Here is a 20,219-nt window from a genome sequence, read left to right on the forward strand (position 1 = left end):
ATGAAAAAATACCTTCTGTTATTATTAATGGGTGTTGCAACTTTCGCTCAAGAAAAGCCGAAATTCGGAATAAATCTTGGGAGTACTTTTTCAAATATAAGAGAAAGCGACTCCAACAGCGAGGAAGATTTTTTCTATGAAAATACTAAATATGATTTGAATTTCTTGGTAGGTGTTTCAATGGAACTTCCTTTAGGTGAAAAATTTTCATTGCTTGGAAATGTCAACTATGAAAGGAAGACATTCAAGAAAACCAAAAACCTAGACGAACTGTTTTTGCCCAATCCAGATGATCCCAATTTCAATCAAGACCGAACGGTTGACATGAAGCAACGATTGGAATACATTACAATTCCCATAAACTTGAAATATTACCTTGATGCACAAAAGAGGTTCTATGTAAACGGGGGTCCGTTCATTGGTTTTTTTCTCAATAGCAATCTAAAAACAGAAGGTAAAAACGTTAACGACAATGGTGACAGCATTTTTAAAACGCTGGATTTTGGAGCCAATTTAGGAATTGGAACCAACTTTAAAATAAACGAAAAAAACAGTTTGAATCTTGAGCTTCGCCATAATTATGGGTTTGTCAATATAGCGGATTTTAATTATAATGATACAAAATTAAAAACCAATTCTTTTAACCTCATTGCCAATTGGCAATTTGATTTGTAGTAAAAAAACAATCATTTAATATGAAAAAATATTTACTGTTATTACTATTGGTAGGTTCTGTAGCTTTCGCTCAAGAAAAGCCGAAATTTGGAGTGAATCTCGGAGGAACTTATGCAAACATTCGAGGAAATGAAGCCGCAGACAAGAACAAATATGACCTGAATTTTCTTGTAGGTATTTCGGTTGAAGTGCCTTTAAATGAACGGTTTTCATTTGTTGGAAATGTCAATTACGAAAGAAAAACCTTTAAAAATACTATAACTGCACCGATTTTTATTGACGAAAATTTCGACCCTATCATGAATTCCCGCAATGTCGATGTAAAAGTTAGATTAGAGTACATCACATTGCCCTTAAATTTGAAATATTATTTTGACTCTCAAAAGAAAGTTTATATAAACGGTGGTCCTTTTTTAGGTGTGTTTTTAGACAGTACTTCAAAAGTGGAGGGAGAAAAAACCAATGAAGATGCAAATGGATTATTCAAGAGTTTAGATTTTGGAGCTAATTTAGGAGTTGGAACCAATTTCAAAATCAATGAAAAGAATTCCTTGAACTTGGAGCTCAGACATAATTATGGCCTCTCCAATATTAGTGACGTGAGGGTTGTGGGCGATGGATCTGTAAAAACAAATTCTTTCAATCTTATTGCCAATTGGCAATTTGGCTTATAAAAATTTGAAAATATTGTATCAAGCCTCGGAGAAATCTGGGGCTTTTCTCTTTTAAAATCCGAATTGAATATTTCCTATCAAAACCAAACATATATTGCTAAAATAGTAGGAGAAACTTCAACGAAAACAATTGTAAAAACAATGCTTTGTTTTCTTTAAAATTTGAAAATCAAATGCTTGTCTCAAGTCAAAAAAAGCAATGGTAAAGAAAAAATGATATTTTTTTTTCATTTTTTTAACATAAGTTGACTTTTGTATTGTATTAAAGATTACATTTGTATCATTATTAATTATTTTTATTATTACAATGCGTACAGGTACAGTTAAATTTTTCAATGAGTCTAAAGGTTACGGATTCATTACAGACGAAGAAACAGGAAAAGACATTTTCGTTCATGCATCAGGAATCAGAGCGGAAGAACTTCGCGAAGGTGACAGAGTATCTTACGAAGAAGAAGAAGGAAGAAAAGGTAAAGTTGCTGCACAAGTTGTAGCTCTTGAAGACTAAAATATATAGATTATTTTTGTTACCTAGAATGTTTAAGGCGTTCCGATTTATTTCGGGACGCTTTTTTGTTTTTTAGAAGCTTTATCCAGCTGTCCACTCTATCTTTTCCCTCTTAAAGAAAGAGGGAAAAGGATGCCGTTCCCATCTGGGCTAAAAAACGTGCAAACTAAGACATTTTCATTTTCAAATCGGTAAATTTGCATTATGAAGTTTCCAAAAAATCTTTCCGAAAAATTAGAAGCAAGAAAGCAAAACAATGCCCTACGGCAACTTTCGCAAAAACAGGAAAAAGTAGATTTTGTTTCCAATGATTATCTTGGATTTTCAAAGTCAGAAAAAATCTTTCAGGAAACACATCAGTATTTAATTGACCACAACTATACCCAAAACGGAGCCACAGGTTCCCGACTGATTTCTGGAAATCATCCGCTTTATACCATAACCGAAAATCATATCGCCAATTTTCATCAAGCAGAAAGTGCCTTGATTTTTAATTCTGGTTATGATGCCAATGTGGGTTTCTTTAGTTCGGTTCCTCAAAAAGTTGATTTTATTTTATACGATGAATTGATTCACGCTTCCATTCGCGATGGAATTCAATTGTCAAACGCCAAATCCTATAAGTTTCAGCACAATGATTTTGAAGATCTGGAACGTTTGATTTTGAAATTCAAGGGCAATGGCAATGAAAATGTCAATTTAGAAAACAATGCGAATGTTTATATTGTTACCGAATCCGTTTTTTCGATGGATGGCGATACTCCCAATCTTGAGGAATTAAGCAGCTTGACTGAAAAATACAATTGTTATTTGATTATTGACGAAGCACATGCATTCGGTGTTTTTGGAACTCAAGGCGAAGGCCACGTTCAGGAGATGGGATTGCAGGACAAAATATTTGCAAGAATCATGACTTTTGGAAAAGGACTTGGTTGCCACGGAGCGGTTGTTTTAGGTTCCAATGAATTGAAGAATTATTTAGTCAATTTTTCAAGAAGTTTTATCTATACGACTGGACTTTCTCCCCATTCGGTTGCCACGATTTTGATGGGATATCAGCATTTAGAAAAAGAAAAAAATACACTTTTGCAATTGAGGGAAAACATCAATTTCTTCAATCAGGAGAAACAGATGATGGGACTACGACCGCTTTTTGTAAGAAGTAAATCGGCCATTCAATGTGCAATCATTCCAGGTAACGAAAAAGTAAAAAATATTGCATCTCAATTACAGGAAAATGGTTTTGATGTAAAAGCGATTCTTTCTCCAACGGTTCCAGAAGGTCAGGAACGACTACGGATTTGTTTGCACAGTTATAACTCGAAAGAGGAGATATCTGAATTATTGAGCTTACTCGGTTCGTTTGTTTTTTAAAAAAGCAGGAAATTATGGAAGAAATCATATTCAAGAAAATAGGAGAATATCAATATTCAAGCGAAGCTTTTATTTACAAAGCTAAACTAGAATCTGAGGAAATCGAAGTTTTTGTACGCGACAATCACACTATTGATTCTGATCCCTTTTTAAGCAATGCAATTGGAGGGGTAAAACTGTTTGTTAGAGAATATGATTATGAAAAAGCAATGGTAATTCTATCTGAAATCAGTAAATTTTCGGTTGATGATAAAGGAGAATTAATCAAATGTCCGAAATGTGGTGCCGAAAAAATTCAATTACTGACGACCATAAAAGATTTCAAATCGTTTATCTCTTTTCTTTTTTCATTCCTAATTATAGCCCTTCCTTTTTATAATAGATATAAATACAAATGTGAAAAGTGTAATTTCGAATTTTAAATCCAATGCTCGAACCTCTCACAAATAAAGAAAACTTAAAACCCTGTGAACTTTGCAAAAACTTAGTGACCTTTGTGTTTTAAACAAAAACAATGAAACTATTTATAACCGGAATATCTACAGATGTTGGAAAGACAATCGCTTCGGCAATTATAACTGAAGCTTTAGAGGCCGATTATTGGAAACCCATCCAGGCAGGCGATTTGGACAACTCAGACAGCCATAAGGTCAAATCCCAAATATCAAATCCTAAATCACAATTCTTTAAAAACAGCTATGCTTTGCAAACACCTGCCAGTCCACATTTGGCAGCGGAAATTGATGGAATTACAATCGATTTAAAAAATATTATAGAACCTGAAACTTCCAATCATTTGGTTATTGAAGGTGCCGGAGGGATTTTTGTTCCGCTAAACAATCAGGAAACTATTGTTGATTTGATCCAACCCGACTATAAAGTGATTGTGGTTTCGCGTCATTATCTGGGAAGCATCAACCATACTTTATTGACAATTGAAGCCTTGCAACATCGGAAAATAAACATTGCCGGAATCATCTTTAACGGAGATGAGAACAAATCTTCCGAAGAAATTATTCTGAATAAAACAGGTGTAAAATTTCTTGGAAGGATTGAAAATGAACCCTATTTTGATCAGAATGTCATTCGTGAATATGCCGATTTGTTCAGAGAAACGCTTTTGAAATTATAAGAATCAAGAGAAAAGAACCAAGAAGAAGACATCAAAATCTGGCTTCTTGTTTTTTTCTTCTATCATCTAAAAAAAATGAATTTAGTAGAAAAAGACAGCCAATATCTTTGGCATCCTTATACACAACATAAAACAGCTACACCTCCTATTGCAATTACAAGAGGAAAAGATGCCCTGCTTTGGGACGAAAACGGAAAAGAATACATTGATGCTATTGCTTCTTGGTGGGTGAATCCGTTTGGACATTCGAATCAATTTATTGCTGATGCAATATACAAGCAACTGACAACTCTGGAACATGTTTTATTTGGCGGATTTACCCACAGTCCAGCGATTCAAGTGGCAGAAAAATTGATGGAGATACTTCCGAAGAACCAGCAAAAAATATTTTTTTCGGATAATGGCTCCACTTCGGTTGAAGTAGCTATTAAGGTTGCCTTGCAGTATTTCTTCAACAGAGGAGAAAAAAGAACCACGATAATTGCGTTTGAAAATGCATTTCACGGTGATACTTTTGCCGCAATGGCTGCGAGTGGTATCTCGTTTTATACCCAAGCCTTTCAAGGAATGTTTATTGATGTGGTTCGGATTCCGGTTCCTGTAAAAGGCGAAGAAGAAACAAGTTATCAAGCCTTGAAAGATGTTATTCAAAAACATAATTGTGCTGGATTTATATTTGAGCCTTTAGTTCAAGGAGCGGCCGGAATGGTGATGTATGAGCCTGGAGCATTGGATGTTTTGATTCAAATTTGCAAGGAAAATAAGGTATTGACGATTGCCGATGAAGTGATGACGGGATTTGGAAAAACAGGGAAAAATTTCGCCTGCGATTATATTCAAGGTCAGCCCGATATGATGTGCCTTTCGAAAGCCTTGACAGGCGGAACAATACCGATGGCGATTACCACTTTTACACAGGATTTGTTTGATGCTTTTTATGATGACGACATCAACAAGGCATTGTTTCACGGACATACTTTTACCGCCAACCCAACAGGTTGTGCAGCAGCTTTGGCGAGTATGGAGTTGTTGCGATCTGCCGAAATTCAAGAGAGCATTGTTAGGGTAAATCAAAGGCATCTTGGTTTTCAGAAGCACATAGAAAACCATCCGATGGTGAAAACTACGAGGGTTTTAGGAACTATCTTCGCCTTGGAAATCAAGATTGAAAATAAGGAAAGCTATTACGGTTCGATGCGAACGAAGCTTTATAATTTCTTTATTGAGAAAGGCGTCATTCTCCGACCGGTTGGGAATATTGTTTATATTCTTCCTCCTTATATTATTACCGATGTACAATTGGAAAAAGTATATGCAATCGTTGAAGAAGCTTTAGAAATAGTTTAATTTTGCAATTATTATTTCTTATTTAACTCTTGTAAACTCTGACAGAGTTTTGAACTCTGTCAGAGTTGAAAATAAAAAAACTAAACCAAAAACCTTGTCTCAAATCATCTCCATAACCTCCATTGCTTCTGTTTCGCCTTTAGGGAATGACCCGAAAATTATCTGGGAAAACTACTTGAACGACGAGCATCTTTTTATACAAAAAAAATTTGGCGACCAAGTTGCTTTTGCTTCTGTTTTAGATGAAGCTTCCAAAGAGCAAGTAGCTTTGTTGAAACAATCGGACATTAAATATAAATCGTTAGACAATTCGGTTTTGTTTGCAATGACTGCCTCTCGTGAAGCAATCAGGAAAGCGAATTGGACAAAAGAAGATTTATTTGGAATCAACATTGGTTCTTCCCGTGGGGCAACTGAATTGTTTGAGAAGCATTTTCTGGAATATATTGAAACCGGAAAAGCTCAGACATTGGCTTCTCCTACTACTACTTTGGGCAATATTTCATCTTGGATTGCACATGATTTGCAGAGTGAAGGACCGGAAGTTTCGCATTCTATTACTTGTTCGACCGCATTGCATGCTTTGTTGAATGGAGTGGCTTGGCTTCGTGCTGGAATGGTCGATAAATTCCTAGTTGGCGGTAGCGAGGCTCCTCTGACCCCTTTTACGATTGCCCAAATGAAGGCGATGAAGATTTATGCAAAAGAAGAACAGGAATATCCGTGCAGGGCTTTTGATTTGGAGAAGAAACAGAATTCGATGGTTCTTGGTGAAGGTGCTTCGGTGTGTTGTTTGGAGATTGGCGAAAGCGAAAATGCTTTGGCACATATCATCGGGATTGGATATGCAACGGAAATCTTGGAGCACAACATTTCTATATCTGCGGAAGCGGAATGCTTTAAAAAATCGATGGCGATGGCGTTGAAAGACACTTCAATCGAAGAGGTTGATGTTATCGTGATGCATGCTCCTGGAACTCTAAAAGGCGACTCTTCAGAGCATAAAGCCATCCAGCATATCTTCGGCGAAAGCCTGCCTTTACTGACAACCAACAAATGGAAGATTGGCCATACTTTTGGTGCTTCGGGAATGTTGAGTATTGAAATGGCATTGTTGATGATGGAACACAATCGCTTTATTGATGTTCCTTTTATACCAAAACAAAATTCAAATAGAGCCATTAAAACCGTACTTATTAATGCGGTTGGTTTTGGCGGTAATGCTGTGAGTATCTTGCTTAGGAAGTGTTCAGTTTTCAGTCGCAGTCACAGTTTTCAGTGTTTATGGTAAGTGGTTAGGACTTCATTTTTTTCTTTTTCTCTTAAAAACTTAATCCTTTTGTAGGAGGCTATATAAATTTTGTGGCAAGCTGCCTATGTGTGATTTCATAAAAAATCCCATTACTTTCGCAATGGGATTTTCTTATTTAAGAATTTGGGAATTTTAGTTCATGATTACTTTCTTCACCACTTCGGCTTGTGTATCTGTAATAATTTTTACGATTACTACTTGATTTGAAGCGCTTAATTGAGCTGTTGAGAACGTTTGTGAATTGATGCCTTTTTTATCAAAGATTACTTTCCCTAGCAAATCATACACAGTTACATGCTCGATTGATTGGTCAAACGATTTGATGTTGATTTGGCTTCCATTTCTGAAAACTATGATTGAGTTTTTATCAACTGTTGGGTTGTCAATTCCTAAATCTGCTGCAGGAACAAAACGCAACACAAAACGCTCGTTGAAAGTTCCAGGAACAGTTGTAAACGTATAATCTGATTCTTTAAGGTTGTGAACAATATTGAATACTTTATCCTCCAAATAAACATCTTGTCCTTCGAATAATCCGTCGAAATGATCAAGGGCTATTTTTAGTGTTCCTGTTAAGGTTGTTTTGTATCCCATTGGCACTTCTTCCTGATTGCTGAATGGCAAAGCACGTCCTTGAATGGTTAATTTCTTAGTTCCTAAAAGAGAATACAAAGATACTGCACCACCACTGAAAACATCTGCATCGTAGCGAGAATCAAGACCGTTTGTAGCGTTTTCAATATACCCGACCATTGCTTGATTGAAGGCATTGTTAGCTCCTGTAAGATTCAACCAAACCCTGTGTTTTCCAGTTGTTTCCCAATTTTGGTTAGGTTCTGATGGACTTGGCCTGAAGAAATTACCGTTTTGTCCGCCTTGCTTAACACGCATACTGTTGTTGAAGGTAACTTGGTTTCCTGTTGGATTTAGTACTTTTCCTTTTATAAAGAACGATTGTCCTGAGGCAATTTTAAAATCGTCGCCATTGGTCACTCCTAATGAATTGTTCTGAGGCCCTGCAACTACCAATCCTGCACCGTTAACAGTAACATAATCACTTGCAGAATAGGTATAAATCTGGCTTCCGTTTTCAACTGGAACAATAGCAGAATTATGTGTCCATAAATAAATACTACCTTCCACTACATCTTCATTGATATCCATAAATGTGTTTATATCAATCGCAGAAGGATATGGATTACCGATTAGATTCCATTTGTTATCTACACCATTTGCAACCGTTACCTGTTTTACGCCAGTGTTAGGTTTTCCTTCAAAGACAGATTCCCATTCTGCTCTTATTGTTGGATTAAGATCGAAGTACTGAGGAGCTCTCACAATATAACCTATTCCTGTTTCCATAAGAGTTGTAGAATTGGCCGGCTGAGGAAGTGTTACCCAAGCTTGAGTTGTGCTGTTCCATCTGTAGAACTTGTCAAACATTGTCATTGGCGATACTTGTTTTAATCTGAAGTTTTCCACTGGAGAAGACCAATAAGTAAAATCGTAACGGTACATTGGTTGGGTGTTTCTATGTGCTTCAAAAGAAGTAACTGCTCCTGTATAAGTAGCAAGATCGTCTACCTGTACTAATGCACCATCGTTTTCTACGATGATTTTCGCTCCGTTTTCAACAACTATATCTTCAAGAACTGTAAGGGTCTGGTTTGCTTTTATCGTTAAAGTAGTTCCGGCTTTGACTGTGCAGGAACACACTTCCATGCTTGTTTCTATATTGATACTATTTTGAATTTCGACTGCACGATCATTTGGCGTTGTAGTCCATCCCGAGTTGTTGTAAATCACATTATAAGGAACAAGGTTCATTCTTACCTGTGCTTCTCCACCATATTCGATTGTACGAATTTCAATTGTTGAATTAGGTCCAAGGCAATAAACACCTACCAGAATATTCAAATCTTCATTATTGTACCATCCGCCATAATTCACTACTTGAACACCATCAACATAAACTTGTGTTGCATCATCCCAAGTTATCATTCTTAGCTCGTAGCTTCCTGCAGGAAAACCTCTTCTTTTTTGGATAAATGTAAAATTATCATTGCCAACTGGACAACCTTGGTAGGCCGAGTTTGTTGGAGTTGTTGTTGCAGCAACAGGCGAAGCATTGATTCCCCATGCTGTTGTTGTATTTACACTAAGGGTATTCTGCGTATAAAATCCTTTATAGTTTGAAAGCGATGGCGTCATGTTGGTTTCATTGTAAGCATATACATTCCACACATTGTCTCCAAATAAAGCCGGATTTCCTGTTATTGAACCCATTGATACCGTAGCAGTTGCTCCATCGGTAGTGTATTCACAAACACCATCAATTCTTCTAACCCAATAGGTTGTTGCTACTGTTGGACTTACTACTATTGAAGCTCCGTTTTGATTTGCTATTGGATTTGTCCCTACCACTGAACCTGTTCCCCATTGATATGTTGAACCAGCACCCGCTGTACCTCCTTCGGCTGTTAGGGTAGTTGAACTTCCCGAGCATACCGTAAGATTACCGCTGATTGAAGTTGGTGCTGTTGAAGTTGGTGTACAAAGTGTATAGCTGAATGATATTGTGGCACCCCCTTGATTTTCAAAGTACTCTAAAATCAAATCTGTACTGCCATCTAAATATAAGCTAGCTGTTGCAGTTGTTGGACCATGGTAATTCCAGTCTGCCAACACTTCTGTTCCGTTGATGCTCAATCTATATCCATCATCACCAGAAACTGTAAAGGTGTAATATCCTGCTGAGAAATTTTTTCTCATTTTATGTCTTATAGCAAAAGCATTGGTGTAAGTTCCGCATAGATAGGCACCAGAAACAGCTCCTTCTCCGTAATTATGTACAAATGTTTGTCCGTTTGGCTCTAGTATATATCCTTTGTATTTACTTGATTGGAACTGGTTGTTGATGTCGAAATCTACAGCATTATCATATACATATCCTATCCAGCTGTCAACACCGAATGTTGCCTGATCACCTGTTGGAACACATGTTTCTGCAATTTCATCAGCCCCCATTGTTGGCGAAAGAACAAATCTGATATCACCATCAATATCGTGTGTGATTCCTGTTTGTGAAACGCTAACACCTGTTAGGTTCTGAACATTTGCAGTTGCATTTGCAACTAAATGTAGGTCGTTATTTTCGTTAACAAAAACAGGCTGAACAGTTGTAGAATGAGCATCTCTTCCTACTCCTGTAGTAGCATTTTGCCATTGAGCTAAGGTTGCGAGGTAAGTAGGATTGGCAGCATCTACCCAGCTTATACTACCTCTTATCCCCATAATACCAGTTGAGTGATAATTGTTGTAATCCAAATGAGCAAAAGTACTGGCTGAATAATCAACAATTGCAATACAAGCTTTACCTGGACCATTATAGGTAAGGTTATTGTTGAAGATATTGTTTCTTACATCTAAATTAACAGCAGTATTAACCATGAAAGCTGCTGATATCCCTGTCGTTTGCGTTTGTTGCTTTAGGTTAATGGTATTGTGATAGATTTTAAATCCAGATCCGCTCTCTGCAACTATACCATAAGCACCTTGTGTCCAAGAAGAACTTCCTGGAGCCTGAACATCAGTAATGAAGTTATTACTTACTGTTATGTTTACAGGATTGCTTCCAACATTTGACTTCATCCAAATTCCTGATATAGTCTGATCTGATGATGATCTTCTAACATCATAGATAGTGTTTTTGTAAATTGAACCATTGTTTCCATTCACATAGATTCCTCTGTAATGATCTGCAGTAAAAGTTGAATTCACCCCTTTTATTTCATTTTGATATATTTGAAAATTGGTTACTCCATTCAAGTAAATAGGATTGTGGGTTCTACTATCGGCACCTTCATTGAAAACTCTACCAAACTTATTATTAAATATTTCAATGCCAGTAGAGGAGATAGAACTATTGTTTATGTAGATTCCTTGAATTACCTCTCCACTAAAACCATTTCCTTCAATCTTTAAATTGGTGTTGGTGTTATCAGCTGCGGTACCAACAACAGTACTTGATCCTGAATATATCCCTGTTGAAAACGAGGAAATTCCTGCATGATGCCCTTGTGCAATATCAAGATTTCTGATTACCACGTTATCTGTATTGTTTGTAAGCCAGATAACCGTCCTATGGTTTCCATCGACTACATAGTCATTGTTTATCAAGGTCAGGCTGCTGTTTCCATTGAGACCTTCAAAAATAATATTATCTGTACCGTTTAATTTAAACAAAGATTGTGGTTTGATCAAGTTGAAGTTTACGGTTACGTTATTTACCCTAACCGTAACGTTTGTGTTTGGTGCAGGCTTAAATGTAACGGTATTTACTGAAGTCGTATTGATGGCATTAATGGTAAGTGGAAACACCTCTCCATTTGCATTCCCATCAACGTTTTGATATAAAGTATTGGTCAATAAGAACGTAACCGCACAGCTAACGCCATTTGCATTTAAATAGTTAACCGCCTGTGTTAGTGTTGTGAAATGTCCAGCAGTTCCAACATAGTATTCACCACACAAAGGTCCAGATGTTGGGGTTTGTGGTTGAACAGTTAAACTCACTTGAACATAAGAAGAAGTTCCGTAGATGGTTTGGATACGGTAAGTAAAGGAATCGCTACCAATATAACCAGCAGCCGGAGTGTAGCGAATCGTATTTCCCGCATTTACACTAACTGTTCCATGACTAGGAGTTGTTGTATTGATTGCTGTTACAGATGCTGCCGAACCTAGATTATCATTTGATAAAACATTCAAATCCGTATAAACTGTCATGTTTACAGGGTAATTATCTGCTACTGCTGTTGGAGCGATTGGAGCTGTTACTGTTACTGTTACTGTAGCAGAAGATGAAGTTCCATTTGCATTAGTAAGTGTATAAGTAAAAGTTGCATTTCCTAAGAAACCATTAGCAGGTGTAAACACCACTTGATTTGAATTTAGAACTGCAGTACCGTTAGAACCTTGTGTAAGATTTATTGTAGTAGCCAAACCGTTAATGGTATCATTATTTAATACATTAATAGTTACCGCTTGATTTTGCAATGTGTTTGCTGCATCATTAACTGCAACAGGAACTGGTGGCACTACATTTACTGTTAAAGTTGCTTCGTTAGAAATTCCGTGAGCAGTTGTAACTGTATATTTAACTGTATTTTGACCCGTAAAATTTCCTGTAGAAGTATATACTATTTGACCAGAACCATTTACAGTTGCCGAACCATTTGCTGGGTTTTGTGTAATAGTAACGGTTGCAGTACCACTAGTGATATCATTTGTTAAAACCGATATTGCTGTAGCAACATTTTGATTTGCTGATGCTGTATCATTATTAGCACGTGGAGCTACGTTTACAGTTACTGTTGCTTCATTTGAAGTGCCGTTTGTATTTGTAAGAGTATATTTGAAGGTATTTGTTCCTGTAAAGTTTGAAGTAGGTGTAAAAACAACTTGGTTTGAACCATTTACAGTTACAGTACCATTTACTGGATTTTGTGTAATGTTTATTGTAGGTGTAGGAGAAATATTCGTGTCGTTTCCTAAAACACTTATTGCCGTAGCGGTGTTATGTGCAACAGGAGCAGTATCATTGTTGGCTATTGGCGCGGTAGGTAGATCTGAAATTGTCCCATATATTGCTGGACCATCACTATATGCATTTCCCGGACTGTCTTTTAGTTGCCAAGTAGTTCCTCCTGTACTTTCGTATCCGTATATCCTTACATACAAAGTCTGGCCCGGCAAAACAGTTGCATTAACACCAGACAAAGGGATTGTTAACACAGCATTATTATTATTTGGATTTAAACCAGTAATAGGCGTTGTTGTTGTCTCACTAGAAAAATCATCATTCTTGGAATACTTTACAACCATTCTTTTATTATTACCCTTGTAATTAATCACCAAACTAGTGGCATCAATCTTAAATCCTGCACTTGGTCTCACTCTTAAAAGAAAGTACTTTCCTAAATCAGGCGTTGTAGCACTTGGCCATCCTGTTCCTGTAAAACCATTATATGCATTATACTGAAAATTAATTCCAACACCTGTTATCTGTTCAGCAGAGACCTTAGAACTAGTAGCCGTAGCATTTGGATAAAATGTCGGATTAGTTGTGGGATTCCAATTTACAATAGCTCCATGCCATTTCACAATCGGATCCTGTCCAAATCCAAAAACAGGTAAAAACACAATAACTAATAATAATAATAATTTTTTCATAATAGGGTTACTTTTGGGGGTGAAAAGTAGGTTCCAAAAAGGGGTACTTATTTTAGAACAGGCCAAAAGTAATATCGAGAACGAAGTCAAACATAGCTTTGATTGCAGTAAATTCAATGTTTTCGATGACTTGCTGCATTAAATCGGTGAAATGCACTTTTTACGAAAACGATTTCGTTGAATCTTCATCAAAAAAGCAAAAATTTAATGATTTCTTTAAAAAAAGGGTGTCTTATTTCCGTAAAGAAAATAGTGGCTAGAAAAGCTAATTGATTGTAAATTAGAAAAATAAAAAAATCTAAAAGTAATTCTGGAAAAGACAAATGACAGAATATCAAATAAACATTCTAATCAAAAAGGGGAAGAAAATAAACAGGAATCATTCGCAAAAAAACCTAATTATGTTTACAAAAATTCACAAAAAATCTGCTGAAATGGATTTAGGAAAACAACACTATTTTCCCGACTCTAAATCCTTTACTTTTTCATAAATGAGATTGCTTTCAAAACCTTTACGAAGCAGGAAATCGCAAAATTTTTTTCTTTTTTTTAAGGTGTCGCGTTCTTTCATATTTTGCCAATGGTTGTCGGCCAGCTTATGAAAGTTTGAAAGATATTCCTCCGGTGAAATTTCCTTTAGGGCAATATCAATATTGTATTTAGAGATGCTTCTGAATTTTAATTCATTTACGATCCTGATTTTACCCCAACCTTTTATACGATGCTTTCCTCGTGCAAAACTGCAGGCAAAACGTTCCTCATTGAGAAAATTATTGTCCAGAAGATGAACAATTATTAGATCTATGGCATCGGGAATCATCCTCATCAATCGAAGTTTTTCGACAACTTCGTTATGACAGCGTTCTTGATAGGAACAATAATGTTCCAGTTTTTGCTTGGCTTCGTCAACAGTGTATGTTTTTACTGAATTCATTTAACTTTCATAGAATGACAATGATTCAAATGTACTATTTCCTCATTGATGCAATAGGTTTTTTATCAAAATTTCTTCCAATAAATTGTTTTCAATAAAAACAGTAACGTTAGCAAGAATGATTTCGTTAAATATGTTCGTTAAAATAGTAATTTGAACTCCTATTAATTCGTTTTAAGACTAAAAATACCTACAAATAGGTATTTCTAAAAGCCGTAAATTTATGTTTCTTTACAAAATAAACGTTAGTGGATTGTTTTAAGTATTTTATGTTGTGATTATCAAAGTGTTGTTTGCGGAATACAGTGTTTTTTTAGACATTTCATCTAAAAAAACCTGTTTTTTAAACAAAAAATTTTAAAGTGTACATTTCAACAATTATTTTTAACCGTTCATCGATTTTTTATATATTTATAGCCTGTTATCAGATCCCCCAAATCTGCTTTTCAAACACCGCCTTCTTTTCTGTATTTCTTCAGGAATTAATTTGTTATGGTTTTAATTTAAAAACCTATAAAATTATGAATTGGAAAATTACAGTTGTTTTGCTATTGACTTCCTTATTTGGCTTTGCCCAAGAAATTAATGTGAGGGTTGGGTCTACCAATTATCTTACCGGAAGTACATACACTTTTGCCACAGCTGTGCCATCGGGCAACAACTCCACGGCAGTGACCTTTACTATCCACAACACTACTGCCGCAACTGTGCTGAACCTAACAGCTAATCCAAAAATAGCCGTTGGAGGGCTAGACGAATCGATGTTTACAGTTAACGAAAGTGCAACATTATCCAGCATTAATGGGGTTGGAAGCACTACTTTTACCGTTACATTTTCTCCTACATCAGTTGGAACAAAAGATGCAATGCTTATCATTGAAAATGATGATGCAGATGAATCTACTTACATTATCAATTTAAAGGGAACGGGGTTGCCAAGCAAAGCGTCTAGCATCATAACTACGCCTTCTTATGTTTATCCGACTTTTATACCTTATATGAATTATCAGGCAGATGACATCACTATAGCCAATTCTATAGAAGTTGGAAGCTTTACCATTAGTGACGGAAATGGCACTAACGACACCGACAATCTATCAACAACATTAACAAATTTGACTTTTGCATTATCCAATTCGGCAAATATCCGATCTGTTGCCCTTTATGACGGTGCTACAGAAGTTGGGGAAGATGTTGATGGTGCTGCAACCATAGTCTTTAACGATTTATCTTTGATTGCTCCAGATAACGGGTCGAAAACATTTACCATTAGAGTAACCTACAATGAAGTTGTAACCGATGGAGCAATTCCTGTATTTACTGTTACCGCCGCTACCGCACTTGCATCTGGATCTACTTTCACATACACCCATGCAGGAACAGGATCGTCCACCACTACAAGAGCAGTGACATCTGCCGCAAGTCCGAATAACAGGATTGATGTTGTGGCCACAAAACTAGAGTTTATGCAAGAACCTAGTGATACCGATACTTTTGTTGCAATGTCTCCATCAGTTACTGTTCAAGCAGTTGACGCTTTAGGTAATCGTGATACAGGTTATACAGGAATTCCGGTTATTTTGACAACTACAGGAACTTATAATACTGTTGGAATTCCGGTGAATGATGCCAATAACAATACTTCATCAGGGCTTGCAAGTTTTCCTGCTATAGTGCACAGCATTGCCGGAACAGGGCTTACTTTAACCGCAACTTCTACTACTTTGGAACCAGCCGTTTCAACTGAATTTGATATAGGACCAGCATCTGGTGCAAGTAATTTTTTCCGCAGTAGAGTTTCTGGAGACTGGAATGTTGCTAGTAACTGGGAGACTTCCCACAACAATATAGACACTTGGTTGGTTTCTACCTTAGTTCCAAACCAGCTATCAAGAGGTATTAAGATTTTACCGGGTCATACCATAACTTGTACTTCTACTATCGTTGCCGATCAAATAGTAGTGGATGCTGGAGGATCACTTGTAATAGACACGGGTGCCGATTTTACACTAAACAATGGTTCGAGCGATCTAACTGTTAATGGTACTTTCACATACAGCAATGGACTTTATACACAAGCTCCTGGAGCAAGAGCAAGCTTTGGAGCAACAGGGGTCTACAATCACAATATTGCTTCTTCCACTTTGACTTTGCCTTATGCGGCATGGAATGCGGCTTCTGTTTGTAATGTAACAGGGCTAAACAATGTCACACCTATTGTACCAACAAACATGAATCAAACCTTTGGCATATTAAACTGGAACAATCCCAATCAGGCTGCTCCAGTAATTGTTAATGATGATCTTTTTAAAGTCAATGGAATTCTGAACATAGGAACTACAACTGCAAATACAAACAACATCATTTGCCTTAATGACTCTGGAACGCACACAAATTCCATCAAGACATTGAACTTGAATGGTGGGAAATTAATAGTTGCATCCGGAACAGGAAGCAATACTCTTGCAATTACTGCTATTACTACAATTGCAGGAGGAGAATTAATCGCTTCAAGAACCTCCGGGACTGTTGCAATAAATGCAGCGAATGTTTTCAATATCAGTTCAGGAAAATTCATATTAATTGATGATGCAAACAGTGGCAATGTAAACTTCACATTAGCAATCAATAGAAACTTTAACTTGTCAGGAACGGGAGCTCTGCTTTTAGAAAACGTTTCGTCAGCAACAGGGGTTGCCAATGTAACATTAAACAACAGTTTTACTTCTACCTCAACTGCTACTCCAGCCGTTGATTTCGGAACAGGAAATGTTACGGGTAACGTCATCAATGTTAGAAGAAACTTTTCTAAAACAGAAAACGGAACATTCACAACATCATCCGTTACTCCTGCTGTTGGTTTTGTATTTACTTATGCAGGAACACAAACATTTAATTATTCAGGAACAAATTCATCTTCTGTTTCCTATACTGTAAACTCGGGGTCAACATTGTCTATGTCGTCCAATCTTACTTTTGGATCTGCCGCAGGTGCAGAATCTGTTTTTACTGTACTTAATGGCGGAAGAATTAATTTAGGTGCTAGAGTAATAACAGGAAATGCTACACATTCCCGTGTGGTTTTTGAAACAGGCTCAACATTATCTACCAGCAATACTGGTGGTATAGGAGGCGTAGGTGCTTTAGGTTCGTTCCAAGGTTTTGCAAGCGTAGATACTACTCCTGCAACAGGAAGACTTACTTTGCCTGCTAACATGCACTATCTTTTGGCTGGTGCTACAACTACTCCATTCCCTGTTGGTGCAGGAATAGCTTTTGGTAATCCGGCAACTATAACAACATCCGCCAATATTACATCAAATATGACTTCTCCATTAACTGTAAATTCTGCCTTTACAGTCCTTAGTGGTACTTTTAAACTTGCTCCTTCTCCAGCTACCAATAATTTGATCCTAGACAATGCGGTTTTAACCATTACCGGAACTTTTGACAATAATGGAGAAAATCAAGTGACCAATGGCGGAGGAAGCCCGTCCATTTTGGTTAATGGTAGGTTTATAACCCGTGACGAGCAAGGATTTGTGGGTGCGAATACAGCAATTCCAACAATAGTTCCGGTCTTAGGACCAATAAGCACTGTTGAATATGCTCGTGCAGGAACACAATCGGTTCAAGCAAATCCTGATTATGTTAACCTGACCGTTTCTGGAACAGGTGCAAAATCACTTCTTGGAAACACAGCCGTTTCCACGAAAATTACCATAACAAGTCCAGCTATTTTTGACGCTCAAACGTTTACTGTTGGTGGCGCTTCAACTGCCTTGACAATGACTGGAACATCTCAATATAGAATATCTGGAACAGGTGTTAAACCTGATGCGACTGGACTTTATACATTAGCCAGTACTTCTAAAATTGAATTTTATGGTGCTGGAAATGCAATTGAAATCCGATTAGGTTCGCCAGCTATCAATTATGGAAGAATTGACATCAATGGAACCAACATTTCTAACAACAGTGCTACCACAGGAATACAATTTGTTGCCGCTTCTTCTGTATTTACGGTGAAGAATGGTGCCACCTTTAAATTTAAAAATACGGATGGTTTTACAGGAAGTACTTCGACCGCATTGAGCAACTTAAATATTGTTAACCCAATATTAGAAGTAGGTTCAACTGTAGAATATGCTGGAGATGATCAAACCATAACACCTTATAATATTTCCACAAATAATTCCTATAAAAAAGTGGCTGTTTCTGGAACAGGTACAAAAACACTTGCAACAGATCCTATTTTGATAAGAGACAACTTAACGGTTACTTCGAGCTTGCTCAAAATTGAAGGCAATAAATCGCTTACGGTAACCAATGGTATTACAACGGTTGACACTACTCCTACTGACGGAATTAGCATCGACAATAATGGAAGCCTAATTCAGGTTACTGCCGTTGACAATGAGCTCACCAATAACAACATAGGTGAAATCAACATGCAACGAACCACACAACCTATGTACCGATATGATTTTACTTACTGGGGTTCTCCAGTAAAAAACCATACTTTGAAGAATCTTTCCCCAATGACGCTTTTTGACAAATATATGTCATGGAATGCCGATACTGGAGTTTGGGTAATCATCCCTGTGGGTGCTGAAGCAATGGTTCCTGGTAAAGGATATGCCGTTAGAGCTCCACAATATTTTTCCACTAATGTAAATGCGAAAGTCCCTTATGACGGTCACTTTATTGGTGTTCCAAACAACGGAAATGTTACCTATGCTACTCATGGAAACGGAGCTTCAACTCCTCACAAATTCAACCTTTTAGGTAATCCTTATGCTTCGGCAATTGATATCGAGAAATTCTTGTTGGCCAATAGCACAAAACTGGAAGGAACAATTTATTTATGGACACACAACACCGCTCTAGACAATTATCAATACAACAACAGTGATTATGCTGTTTATAATTTCTCTGGACCAACAACCAATTATCCTCTTGGAAGCACGGGTGGAGCTACTAAATATCTTGCAGCGGGACAAGGTTTCTATGTAAAAGGAATTTCAGCCGGAGCATCAACCGTAACGTTTACAAACGCTATGAGAGAAGTTTCTAACAATAACAATTTCTTTAGACCGGCAGCTGAAAATTCTACATCAGATCAAGTTGAAACAACACCAGAGAAACACAGGGTTTGGCTTAACTTGCGAAATAATGCAGATGCCTTCAACCAAATATTAGTTGGTTATATCCAAAATGCTACAAATGGTATTGATTGGGGTTATGATGGAGAACAATTTGGAGGAAATGAGCTGAAGTTCTATTCTATTATCAATTCAAAAAACTTTACCATTCAAGGAAAGGCATTGCCTTTTACGACAACCGATGAAGTTCCTTTAGGTTACAAAACTACAATTGCCGGTACACTCAAGATAAGCATCGATCATTATGATGGTATCTTTGAATACCAAAATGTATATCTGGAAGACAAACTGTTGAACATCATACACAACTTGAAAGAGTCTGAATATCAATTTACTTCTACAACAGGTACTTTTGATGAACGTTTCGTTTTGCGTTATGCTCCTTCTGCAGAACTGAGCAATCCTGATCATGAGAACATTGCAAATGGTGTGTTAGTTTATAAGAACAACAATCAGATTGCGGTAAAATCTCAACTGGAAAACATCCAAGACATTACGGTTTATGACTTGTTAGGAAGAGAAGTTTTTAATGCTAAAAACATCGGAGCAAACTCTTATAATATTACAGACGTGGTTCTCAACCAGCAGCCTTTAATTGTGAAAGCAACACTCATTAACGGACAAGTAGTGAACAAGAAAATCGTTTACTAAAAAAGAAAAAGAAATCAGGAAGAAATCCCACAGACTTAGGTTTGTGGGATTTTTCATTTTAAAGCATAATCACTTGAAAATGTAATAGATACATTTAAAAAAAGGATAAATATTTCTTAACGTTCCTAACCTTGTAGCAAGGAATTGGTAACCTAAGAGTAATTGTAGCTTATCATCTTTTGAAAAAACGCAGGCTAATTTTGTTTGGCAAAA

At 36.8% G+C, this 20,219-nt stretch carries 11 protein-coding genes; 9 read left to right on the forward strand and 2 right to left on the reverse strand.

The genetic code is table 11. The features are described from left to right. The 8 genes from J2X31_RS03645 (at position 1) to J2X31_RS03680 (ending at position 7,001) form a co-directional block, all read left to right on the forward strand. The gene (locus J2X31_RS03645; RefSeq protein WP_310024496.1) at positions 1 to 675 is read left to right on the forward strand and encodes a porin family protein; all 675 of its coding nucleotides are present in this window, start codon (positions 1 to 3) and stop codon (positions 673 to 675) included. 20 nt (positions 676 to 695) lie between these two features. Further along, on the forward strand, positions 696 to 1,349 hold the full coding sequence (locus tag J2X31_RS03650) for a porin family protein (protein ID WP_310024498.1): 654 nt from the start codon (positions 696 to 698) through the stop codon (positions 1,347 to 1,349). 307 nt (positions 1,350 to 1,656) lie between these two features. Next, a complete protein-coding gene (locus tag J2X31_RS03655; protein WP_026704702.1) occupies positions 1,657 to 1,857 on the forward strand; it encodes a cold-shock protein in 201 nt (66 codons plus the stop codon). Between the two features lie 204 nt (positions 1,858 to 2,061). After that, on the forward strand, positions 2,062 to 3,231 hold the full coding sequence (locus J2X31_RS03660; RefSeq protein WP_310024502.1) for an aminotransferase class I/II-fold pyridoxal phosphate-dependent enzyme: 1,170 nt from the start codon (positions 2,062 to 2,064) through the stop codon (positions 3,229 to 3,231). Between the two features lie 14 nt (positions 3,232 to 3,245). Next, positions 3,246 to 3,653 carry a putative signal transducing protein gene (locus J2X31_RS03665; RefSeq protein WP_310024504.1) on the forward strand — a complete coding sequence of 136 codons (408 nt, stop codon included), beginning with the start codon at positions 3,246 to 3,248 and terminating at the stop codon, positions 3,651 to 3,653. 92 nt (positions 3,654 to 3,745) lie between these two features. Further along, positions 3,746 to 4,363: a dethiobiotin synthase gene (gene bioD / locus J2X31_RS03670; RefSeq protein ID WP_310024506.1), complete on the forward strand. Its 618-nt coding sequence runs from the start codon at positions 3,746 to 3,748 to the stop codon at positions 4,361 to 4,363. Between the two features lie 75 nt (positions 4,364 to 4,438). Next, entirely contained in the window at positions 4,439 to 5,710 is a 1,272-nt protein-coding gene (bioA, locus tag J2X31_RS03675; RefSeq protein WP_310024508.1) for an adenosylmethionine--8-amino-7-oxononanoate transaminase, read from the forward strand. Positions 5,711 to 5,804: 94 nt separating this feature from the next. Further along, positions 5,805 to 7,001 carry a beta-ketoacyl synthase N-terminal-like domain-containing protein gene (locus tag J2X31_RS03680; RefSeq protein WP_310024510.1) on the forward strand — a complete coding sequence of 399 codons (1,197 nt, stop codon included), beginning with the start codon at positions 5,805 to 5,807 and terminating at the stop codon, positions 6,999 to 7,001. Positions 7,002 to 7,154: 153 nt separating this feature from the next. Here the strand turns inward: J2X31_RS03680 and J2X31_RS03685 are convergent, their stop codons facing one another. Together J2X31_RS03685 and J2X31_RS03690 are read right to left on the reverse strand one after the other, a co-directional pair. Next, on the reverse strand, positions 7,155 to 13,256 hold the full coding sequence (locus tag J2X31_RS03685; RefSeq protein ID WP_310024513.1) for a RemA C-terminal-like gliding motility protein: 6,102 nt from the start codon (positions 13,254 to 13,256) through the stop codon (positions 7,155 to 7,157). Between the two features lie 454 nt (positions 13,257 to 13,710). After that, positions 13,711 to 14,190, reverse strand: coding sequence for a regulatory protein RecX (locus J2X31_RS03690; RefSeq protein WP_310024514.1), 480 nt, complete (start codon positions 14,188 to 14,190; stop codon positions 13,711 to 13,713). 521 nt (positions 14,191 to 14,711) lie between these two features. Between J2X31_RS03690 and J2X31_RS03695 the strand changes: the two genes are divergently transcribed. Beyond that, complete coding sequence (locus tag J2X31_RS03695; protein ID WP_310024516.1) at positions 14,712 to 20,006, forward strand: RemA C-terminal-like gliding motility protein; 5,295 nt, start codon at positions 14,712 to 14,714, stop codon at positions 20,004 to 20,006. The last annotated feature ends 213 nt before the right edge of the window (positions 20,007 to 20,219 follow it).

Source organism: Flavobacterium arsenatis, assembly GCF_031456785.1.
Taxonomy (GTDB): Bacteria; Bacteroidota; Bacteroidia; order Flavobacteriales; family Flavobacteriaceae; genus Flavobacterium; species Flavobacterium arsenatis.